This is a genomic window from Actinophytocola sp. (genome assembly GCF_035762905.1).
GTDB lineage: Bacteria > Actinomycetota > Actinomycetes > Mycobacteriales > Pseudonocardiaceae > DASYTH01.
Genome location: NZ_DASUCC010000028.1, coordinates 51,000 through 64,658, shown reverse-complemented (window position 1 = coordinate 64,658; position 13,659 = coordinate 51,000). Strand labels below are relative to the sequence as shown.

12 protein-coding genes are annotated in these 13,659 nt (G+C 72.9%); 7 read left to right on the top strand and 5 right to left on the bottom strand.

The window, feature by feature from the left end:
• Nucleotides 1–45: 45 nt before the first annotated feature.
• Genes VFV67_RS03865 through VFV67_RS03855 form a run of 3 tightly spaced genes read right to left on the bottom strand, consistent with a single transcriptional unit; the run spans nt 46 to nt 2,540 of the window.
• Nucleotides 46–759, bottom strand: a complete 714-nt coding sequence (locus VFV67_RS03865) for an ABC transporter ATP-binding protein (protein WP_326467233.1) — start codon at nt 757–759, stop codon at nt 46–48.
• Nucleotides 756–1,280 carry a PadR family transcriptional regulator gene (locus VFV67_RS03860; RefSeq protein WP_326467231.1) on the bottom strand — a complete coding sequence of 175 codons (525 nt, stop codon included), beginning with the start codon at nt 1,278–1,280 and terminating at the stop codon, nt 756–758. Before VFV67_RS03860 ends, VFV67_RS03865 begins: the two co-directional genes overlap by 4 nt.
• 51 nt (nt 1,281–1,331) lie before the next feature.
• A complete protein-coding gene (locus VFV67_RS03855; RefSeq protein WP_326467350.1) occupies nt 1,332–2,540 on the bottom strand; it encodes a DUF445 domain-containing protein in 1,209 nt (402 codons plus the stop codon).
• 149 nt (nt 2,541–2,689) lie between these two features.
• Here VFV67_RS03855 and VFV67_RS03850 point away from each other — a divergent pair, with 149 nt between their 5' ends.
• Nucleotides 2,690–3,859, top strand: a complete 1,170-nt coding sequence (locus VFV67_RS03850) for a pyridoxal phosphate-dependent aminotransferase (protein WP_326467229.1) — start codon at nt 2,690–2,692, stop codon at nt 3,857–3,859.
• Between the two features lie 75 nt (nt 3,860–3,934).
• Here VFV67_RS03850 and VFV67_RS03845 read toward each other — a convergent pair whose 3' ends face one another.
• On the bottom strand, nt 3,935–4,498 hold the full coding sequence (locus VFV67_RS03845) for a sigma-70 family RNA polymerase sigma factor (protein WP_326467227.1): 564 nt from the start codon (nt 4,496–4,498) through the stop codon (nt 3,935–3,937).
• A gap of 495 nt (nt 4,499–4,993) precedes the next feature.
• Nucleotides 4,994–6,433 carry a PLP-dependent aminotransferase family protein gene (locus tag VFV67_RS03840; RefSeq protein ID WP_326467225.1) on the bottom strand — a complete coding sequence of 480 codons (1,440 nt, stop codon included), beginning with the start codon at nt 6,431–6,433 and terminating at the stop codon, nt 4,994–4,996.
• A gap of 62 nt (nt 6,434–6,495) precedes the next feature.
• Between VFV67_RS03840 and VFV67_RS03835 the strand changes: the two genes are divergently transcribed.
• The 6 genes from VFV67_RS03835 to VFV67_RS03810 all read left to right on the top strand — a co-directional run bounded on the left by VFV67_RS03835 (nt 6,496) and on the right by VFV67_RS03810 (nt 13,653).
• Nucleotides 6,496–7,113, top strand: a complete 618-nt coding sequence (locus VFV67_RS03835; RefSeq protein ID WP_326467223.1) for a hypothetical protein — start codon at nt 6,496–6,498, stop codon at nt 7,111–7,113.
• 10 nt (nt 7,114–7,123) lie between these two features.
• A complete protein-coding gene (locus VFV67_RS03830; protein ID WP_326467222.1) occupies nt 7,124–7,960 on the top strand; it encodes a hypothetical protein in 837 nt (278 codons plus the stop codon).
• Nucleotides 7,961–8,049: 89 nt separating this feature from the next.
• Nucleotides 8,050–9,366 carry a nucleotide sugar dehydrogenase gene (locus VFV67_RS03825; RefSeq protein WP_326467221.1) on the top strand — a complete coding sequence of 439 codons (1,317 nt, stop codon included), beginning with the start codon at nt 8,050–8,052 and terminating at the stop codon, nt 9,364–9,366.
• Nucleotides 9,347–10,549 carry a glycosyltransferase family 4 protein gene (locus VFV67_RS03820; protein ID WP_326467220.1) on the top strand — a complete coding sequence of 401 codons (1,203 nt, stop codon included), beginning with the start codon at nt 9,347–9,349 and terminating at the stop codon, nt 10,547–10,549. Before VFV67_RS03825 ends, VFV67_RS03820 begins: the two co-directional genes overlap by 20 nt.
• Before the next feature lie 142 nt (nt 10,550–10,691).
• Nucleotides 10,692–12,011, top strand: coding sequence for an exopolysaccharide biosynthesis protein (locus VFV67_RS03815; protein WP_326467218.1), 1,320 nt, complete (start codon nt 10,692–10,694; stop codon nt 12,009–12,011).
• Nucleotides 12,012–12,102: 91 nt separating this feature from the next.
• Nucleotides 12,103–13,653, top strand: coding sequence for a Wzz/FepE/Etk N-terminal domain-containing protein (locus tag VFV67_RS03810; RefSeq protein ID WP_326467217.1), 1,551 nt, complete (start codon nt 12,103–12,105; stop codon nt 13,651–13,653).
• Nucleotides 13,654–13,659: the final 6 nt, after the last annotated feature.

Sequence of the window (13,659 nt, the reverse complement as noted above, 5' to 3'; positions counted from 1 at the left end):
AGGCGCGCCGACCCCGAGGCGGCGCGCCTTCCCCCTGATTGGTCCTCACCCCGAAAGACCGACCTGTTCCAGGTCCCACTGCCGGGACTTCCCGTCCCGTACCACCACCTCACGGTCGGAGTAGGCGGCCACCCTCGGCTCGTGGGTGACCAGCAGCACGGCCGCGTGGGTCTGCCGGGCCGCGTCGATCAGCAGGGTCATCACCCGCTCGCCGTTGAGCGAGTCGAGCGCGCCGGTCGGTTCGTCGGCGAAGATCACCCGCGGCTGGGTGACCAGCGCCCTGGCCACCGCCACCCGCTGACCCTGACCGCCGGACACGTCGCCGGGCCGCTGCCCGGCCACGTCGGCGACCTCCAGCCGGGCCAGCCAGTCCCGGGCCGCCTGCTCGGCCGGCCGGCGGCTCATGCCGCCGAGCCGCAGCGGCAGCGCCACGTTCTCCAGGCAGGTCAGCTCGGGCACCAGCTGGCCGAACTGGAACACGAAGCCGAACTCGGTGCGGCGTAAGGCACTGCGCGGCCCGTCCGGGAGGGCGGACAGGGTCTGGCCGCGGTAGACCACGCTGCCGGCGTCCGGCTGGATGATCCCGGCCAGGCAGTGCAGCAGGGTGGACTTGCCGGACCCGGACGGGCCCATGACGGCGACCACCTCGCCGGCGGCCAGCGCGAGCCCGGCCCCGGCCAGCGCCACCGTCGGGCCGAACGACTTGTGCAGGTCGCGGCCGCACAGCAGGTACTCGGGCGGGGACTGGGTCATGGTCATCTACCCACCTGTCTGCGCAGCTCGTCCAGCCGGGCCGCGGTGAGCTCCAGCCAGCGCAGATCCGCCTCGAGATGGAACAGCGCGTGGTCGCACACCAGTTGGTCGGCCAGGTCGCCGCCGCGCTTGCGGGCGGTGAACGTGCGCATCGCGTGCAGGTGCTCGGTGCGCTGGGAGTCGAGCACCTCGGCGGCGCTGCGGCCGGTCATCAGCGCGAGCACGACCTTGGTGTAGAGCGTGCTCTGCAGGTAGAGGTCGGGTTTCTCGGGCGTGGCCAGCCAGCGCACCACGTCGGTGACCCCGTCGTCGGTGATCGCGTACCGCTTGCGGTCCGGCCCGCCGCCGGGCTCGATGCCGTTCTCCTCGACCAGGCCGTTGCGCAGCAGCCGGGACAGCGTGGCGTAGACCTGTCCGTAGTGCAGCGGCCGGTCGTGCCCGAACCGCTCGTCGTAGGCACGCTTGAGGTCGTACCCGTGCCGCGGCCCGCTCTCCAGCAGCCCCAGCAGCGTGTGCCCGATCGACATGCGCACAGCGTAGGGCGCGCTATTCCTCGTGTCTATACACTCTGTGAGTAGCTAGATGATCAACTGGGCCACCGTGTAGATCAACAACCCGGCCATGGCGCCGACCACGGTTCCGTTGATCCGGATGAACTGGAGGTCCCGGCCCACCTGGAGCTCGACCTTGCGCGCGGTCTCCTCGGCGTCCCAGCGGGCCACCGTGTCGGTGATCAGCGTGGTGATCTCGTCCCGGTAGTTGAGCACCACGTAGGCGGCCGCGCCCTCCACCCAGCCGTCCACCTTCTCCCGCAACGTCGGGTCCTCGACCAGCCGGGTGCCCAGCGTGATCAGGCCGTCCCGGACCCGCCGACGCAGCTCGCTGGACGGGTCCTCGGCGGCGTCCAGCAGCATCCGCTTGGCCGTCGACCAGGTGGCGCCGATCAGGTTCTGCACCTCGGGGTGCTCGAGCACCTGGTGCTTGACCTGCTCGGCCCGCTCCATGGTGGTCGGGTCGGTCTGCAGATCCCTGGCGAACTCGATCAGGAACCGGTCCACCGCCGTACGCATCGGGTGGTTCACGTCGGTCTTCACCGCCCAGGCGAAGGACAGCACCTCGCCGTACACCTTGTCCGCGACCATCGCGTCGACGAACTTCGGCGACCAGGTCGGGGCCCGGTCGGACACCACGCCCAGCACGGTGCCGTGGTTGTCCTTGACCCACTCGTAGGCCCGGTCGCAGAGCAGGTCGACCAGCTTGTGGTGGGACCGGTCGGCGAACACGCCGGTCAGCAGCTTGCCGAGCGGCGGCCCCCACGGGATCTCGACCACCCGGCGGACCACCGCCTGCTCGAGCACCGCCTGCACGTCCTCGTCGCGCAGCACGGTCATCAGGCCGCGCACCATCGTGGCGAGCTCCGAGGTGACCCGCTCGGCGTTGTCCGGCGCGGCCAGCCAGCCGCCGAGCCGCCGGGCCACGCCGACGTTGCGCAGCCGGTTGCGGACCACCTGCTCGGACAGGAAGTTGGTGCCGACGAACTCACCGAGGCTGTCGCCGAGCGCGTCCTTGCGGTTCGGGATGATCGCCGTGTGCGGGATCTTGATGCCGAGCGGGTGCCGGAACAGCGCCGTGACCGCGAACCAGTCGGCCAGCGCGCCCACCATGCCGGCCTCGGCGGCGGCCCGCAGGTAGCCGACCCAGCCCGGCGCGCCTGCCGACTGCCACAGCGTGCTGAGCAGGAAGATCAGCGTGGCGCCGAGTAGGAAGGACAGCGCGACCAGCTTCATCTTCCGCAGCGCGCGGCGTTTCTCCTGCTCGTCCGGTACCGGCTCGAGCCGGCCGGGGCGGGTGGGGGCCGGTACCGGCACGACGTCATGCGCATCGGATGACGCGGTCAGTTGCTGCACAGCCCCATTGTCCGTGAGGATTTCTCAACGTGCCCCCAACCGCGCTGATCCCCCGCCTCCAGCCGTTCGTCTCGACGATCTTCGAAGAGATCAACGTGCTGGCCATCGCCAACGACGCGGTCAACCTCGGCCAGGGCTCGCCGGACACCGACGGCCCGCCGCAGATGCTGGAGGAGGCCCGCCGGGCGATCGCGGCCGGGCAGAACCAGTACCCGCCCGGACCGGGACGCCCCGAGCTGCGCGCGGCCATCGCCGAGCAGCGGACGGTTTACGGCACCGTCTACGACCCGGCCACCGAGGTGCTGGTCACCGTCGGGGCGACCGAGGCGATCGCCGCCGCGCTGCTCGGTCTGGTCCAGTCCGGTGACGAGGTGGTGCTGGTCGAGCCGTACTACGACTCCTACGCGGCGTCGGTCGCGCTGGCCGGGGCGACCCGCCGGGTGGTGTCGCTGGTCCCGGACGCCACCGGCCGGTTCGGGCTGGATCTGGACGCGCTGCGGGCCGCGATCGGGCCGCGCACCAAGGCGCTGCTGCTGAACACCCCGCACAACCCCACCGGCACGGTGTTCACCCGGGACGAGCTGACCGCGGTGGCGCGGCTGTGCGTCGAGCACGACCTGATCGCGATCTCCGACGAGGTCTACGAGGTGCTGGTCTACGACGGCATCGAGCACGTCCCGCTGTGCACCCTGCCCGGGATGGCCGAGCGGACGCTGACCATCTCCAGCGCCGGCAAGATGTTCAACTGCACCGGCTGGAAGATCGGCTGGGCGTGCGGCCCGGCGCACCTGATCGCCGCCGTGCGGGCGGTCAAGCAGTTCCTCACCTTCGTCGGCGGCGGCCCGTTCCAGCCGGCCGTGGCCTACGCACTGCGCAACGAGTCGGCCTGGGTGGCGGGGCTGCGCGACGAGCTGGCCGGCAAGCGGGAACGGCTGTCCCGGGGCCTGGCCGAGGCGGGCTTCGAGGTCTACCAGTGCGCCGGCACCTACTTCGTCTGCGCCGACGTGCGCCCGCTCGGGTTCGCCGACGGCGCCGAGCTGTGCCGGGTGCTGCCCGAGCGGATCGGCGTGGCGGCCGTGCCGGTGCAGGTGTTCACCGATCACCCGGAGCCCTGGCGGCACATCATCCGGTTCGGTTTCTGCAAACGGGACACGGTGCTGGACGAGGCGATCGAGCGGCTGCACAAGCTGGTGGGTTGACCAGCTCCGGCGGCACCGGGTCGCACCGGAGCAGCAGCTCGGCCAGCGCGGCCAGCAGCTCCCGGTCCTCGGTACTCATGGGAGCTCCAGGCCGAGTCCGGCCAGGTGCCGGCGCAGCTCGTGCAGGCAGCGGCCACGGGCCGGGCCGACGCTGCCGGCCTTGAGCCCGACCGCCCCGGCCAGTTGCGCATAGCTCAGCTCGGGAGCGTGCGCGAGCAGGCCGAGCAGCCGCTGGCAGCGGTCCGGCAGTCCGGCGAAGGCCCGCCACAGCAGCCGGTCCCGGGCACTGCGCAGCGCCCGGGACTCCGGCCGGTGCTCGGGCCGGGGGTCGGCGGTCTCCGGCGCCGGGCCGGGCCACGGCTCGCGCCGGTGCAGCCGGACCGCCTCGCGCCGGGCCGTGGTGACCAGCCAGCCGGCCAGCCGGTCCGGATGGCGCAGCCGGGGCAGGTGCGCGGCGAGGGCGCACCAGGTGCTCTGACAGACGTCCTTGGCGTCGGCGGCGTCCAACCGGTACGCCGCGGCCACCCGCCAGAGCATCGGGGCGAACCGGCGCACCAGCTCGGACCAGGCCACCTGGTCCGAGTCGCGGGCCAGCCGCACCAGCTCGGCGGCACCGAGTTGATCGTGAGAGGTGCACATGCCGGTCGGACGGTCACGGTGGTTCACCGGAGCCGGTCGATCCCGGAAATGAGTAGAGCTACCTACCGGTGCTCACCCGCTCGGATGTCATCACGGTGGGTCATCAGGGTTACCCCTGTCACCCGTCGACGGTGTTCCGAGCCGTCTATCTGGGTGTATTCGGGGAAACCAGGGTGCACATCGCCGAGATGGTGATGAATAGTGGGCTCGGTCGGGGCCCAGGTCACCGGTCCGTCCATTCCGGCCCGTCGTCACGGCGGCGCCACTCCCCCTTCCCCCGGACAACTCCACACCCGCCAGCCACCCGACCTGCCGACCGCGCCCGGTCAGGTCGGGACCTGGCCCCGGCGCTGCGCTGCCCCCGCGGCGTCGGGGCCCCCTTCTGGCGGCTCGCCGGGCCGGCACAACGAGGGGCTGTGCCGAAGGGTCGGGCGACCGCCGAGGGTAAGCGGTGTGCCGGATGGTCTGGGCCATCCGGCACACCGCGCGCTCCGGCTACACCGGGCCGGGCGCCCCGCCACCGTCCATCGTGGACACCCCGGCATCGAGCACCGCGGCGACCACGCCGGCCAGCCGGCGCACCCCCTCGTCGAGCACCTCGGCCGGCTGGGTGAACGGCAGCCGCAGCCAACCCTCCAGCCCGCCGGCCGCGGCGAACCGGGACGACGGCACCACCCAGACCCCGAAGTTCTGGGCGGTCACCGCGATCCGGGTGCCCACCGGGGCGGGCAGCCGGCACCACAGCGACAGCCCGCCGGCCGGGATCCGGAACGTCAACTGTGGACAGTGCACACGCAACAGATCGACCAGCCGGTCCCGGCGGGCGGCCAGCTCGGCCCGGCGCTCGCGCAGCGCGGGGTCGGGGTCGACCAGCAGCTCGGCCAGCACCAGCTGCTCGAACACCGGCGAACCGAGATCGAGCCCGCGCCGGGCGGCGAACAGCCGCCCGACCAGCTCGGCCGGAGCCCGGACCCAGCCCAGTCGCAGGCCACCCCAGTGCGACTTGCTGGCCGAGCCGGCCGCGATCGTCCACTCCGGAGCGAACGCGGCGAACGGCGGCGGCCCGGCCAGCGGGTCGCCGTCCAGGTCGATCTCCACCAGCGTCTCGTCGATCACCGCCGGGGTCCGGGCCCGGCGCAACGCATCGCCCAACCGGGCCCGGCCGTCCGCGTCCAGCCGGAACCCGGTGGGGTTCTGGAAGTCCACGACCAGGTAGGCCAGCCGGGGCGCGGCCTGGCGCAGCGCCACCTCGATGGCGGCGGCGTCCCAGCCGTCCTCGGTCATCGGCACCGGCACCGGCAGCGCGAGCGCGGCCCGGATCCCGTCGATCGCGTTCGGGTAGGTCGGTTGCTCGATCAGCACCCGGTCGCCCGGCCCGGCCAGCGTGCGCAGCGCCATGGCCAGCGCGTGGTGCGAGCCGTTGGTGATCAGCACCTGGGCCGCGGTGGTGGGCAGGCCGCGGGCGGTGTAGCGGGCGGCGACCCGCTCGCGCAGCTCCGGCAGGCCCTGCTCGTAGTAGCCGGTCCCGCCGAGCTTGGCGGCCAGCAGCGGCGTGGCGGCGGCCACCGCCGCGGCGATGCCGGGCACCGCGCCGGGCGCCGCCCGGGCAAAGTCGATCATGTCGCGGCGGTCGAACGGGTCGGCCGGCGAGCCGGTGGCCGCGCCGGCCGGCAGGGCGGTCCACGAGCCGGCGCCGCGCCGGCTGACCACCAGGCCCTCGGCGCGCAACTGCTCCCAGGCCGCGGCCACCATGGTGCGGCTCACCGCCAGCGCGGCGGCCACCTCGCGTTCGGCCGGCAGGGCGGTGCCGGCCGGCAGCCGCCCGTCCAGCACCAGCATCCGGATCCCGGCGGCGAGGTCGGCCGCACCGCGCCGCGAGCCGTGCCGGCGCCAGGTGCCGAGCAGCTGGGCCAGCCGGGAAGTCGAGACGTGCATGAGGCCAATTGTTTCAAATTGGTCATTGATGAGGAAGCCGTAGCTGACAGATGATGCGGAACATGGCGTCATTGGACTTGCATCCGGTTCCAGTCCGGGAGAGCGCCGGCCGGCGCGTGCCCCAGCTGATCGCCGGCCTGGCGCTGTACGGAGCCAGCATGGCGCTGCAGATCCGGTCGGTGCTCGGCCTGGACCCGTGGGACGTGCTGCACGACGCGCTGAGCAAGCGGACCGGGCTGAGCTTCGGCACGATCACCGCGATCACCGGCGCGCTGGTGCTGCTGTGCTGGCTGCCGCTGCGCCAGCGCCCGGGGCTGGGCACGGTGGCCAACATCCTGCTGATCGCCGTCGCGGTGGACGCCACGCTCGCGGTGCTGCCCACCCCGGACGCGCTGGCCGTGCGGATCGGGTTCCTGGTCGCCGGGGTGGTGCTCAACGGTCTGGCCACCGCGGTCTACATCGGCGCCCGGCTCGGACCCGGACCGCGGGACGGCCTGATGACCGGCATCCACGCCCGCACCGGGGCCTCGGTCCGGCTGGTGCGCACCGCCATCGAGGTCATCGTGCTGGCAACCGGGTGGCTGCTCGGCGGCACGGTCGGCCCGGGCACCGTGCTGTACGCGCTGTCCATCGGGCCGCTCACCCAGGCGTTCCTTCCCCTGGTGGCCTGGCGCCGGTAAGAATCGCCGGGTGCCCCGGATCACCGTCGCCGAGCAGGCGGGCGTCGGGCTGGACGGGGCGCCACGGCCGAGCGAGGACGTGGTGCTGGTCCGACCGGACGCGGTGATCGTGCTGGACGGGGCCACCTCGCTGCGACCGGAGCTGCCCAGCGGCGGCTGGTACGCGCACCGGCTGGCCGGGCAGCTTGCCGAGGAGCTGGCCGCGCACCCGGACGCCGCCCTGCCCGACCTGCTGGCCGGCGCGATCGGGACGCTGGCCGCCGCGGCCGGGCTGACCCCGGGCCACTCGCCGTCCAGCACAGTGGCGCTGCTGCGCTGGACCGCCGACCGGGTGGACGCGCTGGTCCTCGGCGACAGCCCGGTGGTCGCGTTCGGCCCGGACGGGCCCCGGGTGCTGGCCGACGACCGGCTGGCCGCCGTGCCCCGGCGCGGCGGCGGTTACCGGGACCGGTTGCGCTCCGGGACCGGCTACGGCGCCGGGCACCTGCGGGCGCTGCGTGCCGGCGGCGCGGCGATGGACCGGCTGCGCAACCGGGAGGGCGGCTTCTGGATCGCCGAGGCCGACCCGAGGGCCGGGCACCGGGCCCGCACCGCGCGCTGGCCGCGCTCGGCGGTGCGGGAGGTGCTGATGACCACCGACGGCGTGTCCTGTGCCGTCGACGACTACGGCATTTTCCCCGACTGGCCGGCCGTGCTCCGCCATTCAGTCGACAAAGGACTACTCAGTGTGCTTGAAATGGTCCGTGCGGCCGAGCGCACGGACCCGCACGGAATCCGCTGGCCACGCCCCAAACCCCACGATGACCAGGCGCTTGTTCACGTGGATTTCACGGAAATACCTAAGTGACGGGCGACATGTCCCGGTAACGATCCGTCGATCCTCTTCGACCCTCCCACGGCAGGGGGATATGCGCGTGCGTGGGAGGCCTCGTCAGGATGAAGATCAGTGTCTTCGGGCTCGGTTACGTCGGCTGCGTGTCGGCGGCCTGCCTGGCCGCGCGCGGTCATGAGGTGGTTGGCGTCGACGTCAACCCGGTCAAGGTCGACCTGATCGCCGCCGGCAAAGCACCGGTCGTCGAGGAGCGGATCGGCGAGCTGACCGCCGAGGTGGTCGGTTCCGGGTCGCTGCGGGCCACCACCGACGTGGCCGAGGCGATCGCCGCCACCGAGATCTCGCTGATCTGCGTCGGCACCCCGTCGGCGGCCAACGGCAGCCTGTCCACCACGTACCTGGAGCGGGTCACCGAGCAGATCGGCCGGGCGCTGGCCGGCACCGACCGCAGGCACACCGTGGTGTTCCGCAGCACCATGCTCCCCGGCACCTGCCTCGACCTGCTGGTTCCGATCTTGGAGAAGGCGTCCGGCAAGACCGCGGGCGTCGACGTCGGGGTCGCGGTCAACCCGGAGTTCCTGCGCGAGGGCACCAGCGTGCGGGACTTCTTCGAGCCGCCGAAGACGGTCATCGGCGAACTGGACGCCGCCAGCGGCGACGCGGTCGCCGAGCTGTACGCGGGCCTGCCCGGCGAGGTGTTCCGGGTGCCCATCCCGGTCGCCGAGATGACCAAGTACGCGGACAACTGCTTCCACGCTCTCAAGATCGGCTTCGCGAACGAGCTCGGCTCCATCGCCCGGGCCCTCGGCCTGGACTCGCACCGGGTGATGGACGTGTTCCTGGCCGACCGCAAACTCAACATCAGCCCGGCCTACCTGCGGCCCGGGTTCGCCTTCGGCGGGTCCTGCCTGCCCAAGGACCTGCGCGGCCTGGTCTACGCCGCCCGCCGCAACGACGTGTCGGTGCCGATCCTCGAGCACGTGCTGCCGTCCAACGAGGAGCACCTGCGCCGGGCGTTCGAGCTGGTGGCCGCCACCGGCAAGCGCAAGGTCGGACTGTTCGGCCTTTCGTTCAAGCCGGGCACCGACGACCTGCGCGAGAGCCCGCTGGTCGAGCTGGCCGAGCGGCTCCTCGGCAAGGGCTACGACCTGCGCATCTACGACGCCAACGTGACGCTGTCCCGGCTGATCGGGGCCAACCGGGAGTACATCGAGCAGCGCCTGCCGCACCTGGGCGACCTGCTCACCAACTCGGTCACCGAGGTGCTCGAGCACGCCGAGGTGTGCCTGATCGGCTGCACCGACCAGGCCGTGCTGGACGCCCTGCCACACGGCGGCGACCGGGTGCTCATCGATCTGGTCCGGGTCCCCGACGCCGAGACGCGCCGGGCGGAAGAGGGGTATGTCGGCCTTGGCTGGTAAGCGCGCGCTGATCCTCGTCGAGAACCTCTCGGTGCCGTTCGACCGGCGGGTGTGGCAGGAGTGCACGACGCTCCGCGACGCCGGCTGGCAGGTGCACGTGATCTGTCCACAGGGGACCAAGCGGGACACCGAGGCCGAGGTGGAGATCGACGGGGTGCGGATCCACCGCTACCCGCTGCGCGCCGCCACCGGCGGCCCGGCCGGCTACCTCAAGGAGTACGGCTCGGCGCTGTGGCACACCTGGCGGCTGGCCCGGGAGATAACGCGGCGGTTCGGCAAGATCGACACTGTCCATGCGTGCAACCCGCCGGACCTGCTGTACCTGGTGGCCAAGCGGCTCAAGCGGCAGGGTGCGGCGTTCGTGTTCGACCAGCACGACCTGGTGCCCGAGCTGTACCTGTCCCGGTTCGACCGGGGCGAGGACTTCCTCTACCGCGCGGTGTGCCGGCTGGAGCGGGCCACCTACAAGGCCGCGGACGTGGTGATCTCCACCAACGAGAGCTACCGCGAGGTGGCGATCAGCCGCGGCGGGGTGGCCCCGGAGCGGGTGTTCACGGTGCGCAGCGCGCCCGCGGTGGACCGGTTCCGGGCCGTCCCGGCCGAGCCGGAGCTCAAGCGCGGCAAGCCGCACCTGCTGTGCTATCTGGGCGTGATGGGGCCGCAGGACGGGGTCGACTACGCCCTGCGGGCGATCGCCAAGCTGCGCGACGAGCTGGACCGGACCGACTGGCACGCGGTGTTCGTCGGTGCCGGCGACACCTTCGACGACATGGTGGCGCTCTCGCAGCGCCTCGGCCTTGCCGACCGGGTGGAGTTCACCGGCCGCATCCCGGACGAGGACCTGGTGCGCTACCTGTCCACCGCGGACGTGTGCCTGGCCCCGGACCCGATGAACCCGCTCAACGACGTGTCCACCATGAACAAGATCCTCGAGTACATGGCGATGGGCCGGCCGATCGTCTCGTTCGACCTGCGCGAGGCCCGGGTCTCGGCCGGCGCGGCCGCGGTGTACGCCCCGGCCAACGACGAGCTGGAGTTCGCCAAGCTGATCGCCCGGCTGCTGGACGACCCCGAGGAGCGCGCCCGGATGGGCCGGATCGGCCAGGAGCGGGTCAGCGGCCCGCTCTCCTGGGCGAACTCGGCCAAGGCCCTGCTCGCCGCGTACGCGGCCGCCAGACCGTGATAGTCACCATCGGTAATCGAAAGCCCACCCTTGTGGGTGCAATTCACGTGAGAAAACCCGCATTTCCACATTTCTCCCGCCAATCTGTAACCCACCCTGGCACCGCCGCGACCTGCACTGAAAGGGATCGAGGGAGACTTCATTGACCGACGACACCGTGCGCCTGTCCACGATCGGGCAGATCGTCCGCGGACGCTGGCGGCTACTCGCCGTCATCGCGATCGTGGGCGCGCTCGCGGGCGCCGGTGCCTCGTTCGTGCTCTCGCCCGGGTACCGGACCTCGACCAGCATCCTGCTGCAGGGCCCGCGCACGCCGGACGAACTGGTGACCGAGACCCAGATCGCGGTGAGCACGGTGGTGCTGGACCGGGCCGCCCGCACCCTCGGCGGGGTGACCGCGGCCGACCTGCGCGACGCGGTCAGCGCCGAGGTCGTGGACGGCAACGTGATCGACATCGTGGCCACCGACCCGACCCCGGAGCGGGCGGTGGAGATCGCCGACCGGGTGGCCCAGGAGTACGTGGCCTACTACCTGCAGCTCGCGGTCAGCACCGACGGCGCGTCCACCCAGGTGCAGCAGGAGAAGCGGGAACAGTTGCGGCAGGACGTGGAGCAGACCAACAACAAGATCACCGAGCTGCACGGGACGCTCCGCCAGGGCGGCTCCGGGGACACCGTCAAGCTGCAGACCGAGCTCGAGTCGCTGCGCGGCACGCTCAACGAGGCGGTCAAGGCGCTGGACGGTGTCGGCGCGGGCGCCTCCCGCGGCGGCGTCGTGGTGATGGGCTCGGCGAACCGGCCGACCAGCCCGGCCGCGCCGACCCTTGTCCAGCTCAGCGTGGGCGGCGCGGTGGCGTTCCTCCTGGTCGGGCTGTTCGGGTACCTGGTCGCCGGCCGGGCCGACCGCCGGCTGCGCGGCGAGAACGAGATCGCCGCCGCGCTGGGCGCGCCCGCGCTCGGCCACCTGGACGTGCCGGAGGACGGCACCGACGACGGCTCTGGCCCGGCACCGCTGCGCTGGCTCACCCACCACGGCCGGCCGCTGGACCTGCCCCGGTTACCCGCCTCCGCCGAGGACGACCTGGACCTGCGCGACCGGCGGGTGCTGGCCCGGGTGCGCGAGACCACCGGCCCGGGATCCCGGCTGCTGCTGCTGGTCGCCGCGGACGACCGCGCCGCCCGGCGGGCCGCCGACCGGTTGGCCGCCGCCGACCCGAACCGGGTCCGGGTCGCTGCGGTCACCCTGCTCCGCCCGACCGTGCCCGACCCGACCGGCGACCGCCTGGTCGTCCTGGTCACCACCGGCACCCGTACCGCATGGGAGCTGGTCGGCATCACCGAGGCGTGCACCGAGGCCGGCCAGGAGATCGCCGGCGTGCTGCTCGCCCAGCGGATCCTGCTCACCGGCGGCGACGCGCCGCACCGCCCGGACCACGAGCCCGTGCTGGCGGGGCAGTCATGAGCGAGCTTGCGAGCGAATCGATGAACACAGCACCGGCGCCCAGCCTGCGAGGCGACGGGGCTTGCCAGCACCGAGCTAGCGAGGTGCTGGCATGACCGGGCCCAACGCTGAGCCGCTGCTCGACCTGCAGCGCCTGGGGACCGCGATCCGCAGGCGCCGCCGGCTCTGGCTGTCCTTCGGCCTGGTCGCCATGATCGCCGGGATCGCGCTGGCCATCCTGTTGCCGCCCAAGCCGACCGCGGTCGCGCTGCTGCTCGTCGTGCACGAGGGAGACCAGGCGTCGGACAGCGGCAGCCTGGTCAAGACCGACGTCGCGGTGCTGCAGACCACCCGGATCGCCAAGGCCACCCTGGACAAGCTCGGCGTCACCGGCGAGCGCCCGGAGGAGTTCCTCACCCGGTACGAGAGTGTCGGGCTGACCAACAACATCATCCAGCTCACCGTCGGCGCCAGCACCGAGGACGAGGCGGTGCGCCGGGCCCAGGCGCTGTCCGAGGTGTTCATCGCCGACCATCTGGCCCGGATCCGGGAGGCCGTCGACGCCGAGACCACGGCGCTGGACGAGCGCCGCGCCCAGGCCGAGGCCGAGTTGGCCGAGGTGGACCGGAACATCGCCGGCACGCCCACCACCGGCAACCAGAGCAACAGCAAGCTCGAGGAGCTCTTCGCCCGCCGCTCCGACCTGGCCGGCCAGATCTCCGACCTCACCCAGCGGGCCAAGGAGACCGGCAGCAACCTGCCGCGGATCACGGCCGGCACCCGGATCGTGGACGCCCCGCACCCGGTGCCGGCGTCGTTCAAGATGACCCTGGCGCTCAACGCCGGCGGCGGCCTGCTGATCGGGCTGGCCTTCGGGCTCACCTTCGCCGCGGTCAGCGGCGTGGTGCGGGACCGACCGGTGCTGCGCCGCGAGGTCGCCGCCCACCTCGGCGCGTCGGTCATCGCCCAACTGCCGGCCCCGCACCGCGGACCGGCCCGGCTGTGGCGCCGCTCGAAGGCGGTGGCCGAGCGCAAGCGGGTGGCCGCCACCCTGGCCCGGGCCGTGCGCGGGGAGACCCGGATGGTCTCGGTGCTCGAGCTGGGCTGCCCGGGTACCGCGGCCGCGCTGACCATGGAGATGGCCGGCGTACTCGCCGACGACGGTCCGGTGGTGATCGTCAACGACCTGCCCGGGCAGGACCTGGCCGCGCTCACCCCGGAGACGGAGAACGAGATCCGGATCCTGGACGGCACCGCGCTGCCGCTGCCGGCCTGGCCGCGGGAGCACCACCTCGGGCTCGGCTCGGTCGCGCCGGGCACCCCGTGGACCGACGTGGGCGCGCTCGGCGCCGAGACCGTGCTGGTGGTCCGCGCCGGGCACGCCAGCACCCTGTGGCTGCACACCGTCGCCCGGCAGCTCGCCGACCTGCGCGTCCCGGTGATCGGTGTGGTGCTGATCGACGCCGACCGGAAGGACCGCTCCGACGGCACCCTCTGGGACGGCCTGCACACGGCGCTGCGCGGCCGGACCGCCGCGGCACCCGCGGTCAGCGCGAACGGCCACGGGAGCACCCGAAAGGCCACCCCCAAGACCACCGCCGACCTGCCGACCGAACGGTTCACCCCGGTCGCGCCGGTCCGGCCCGCGGGCACGGAACGCTGAGGAGGA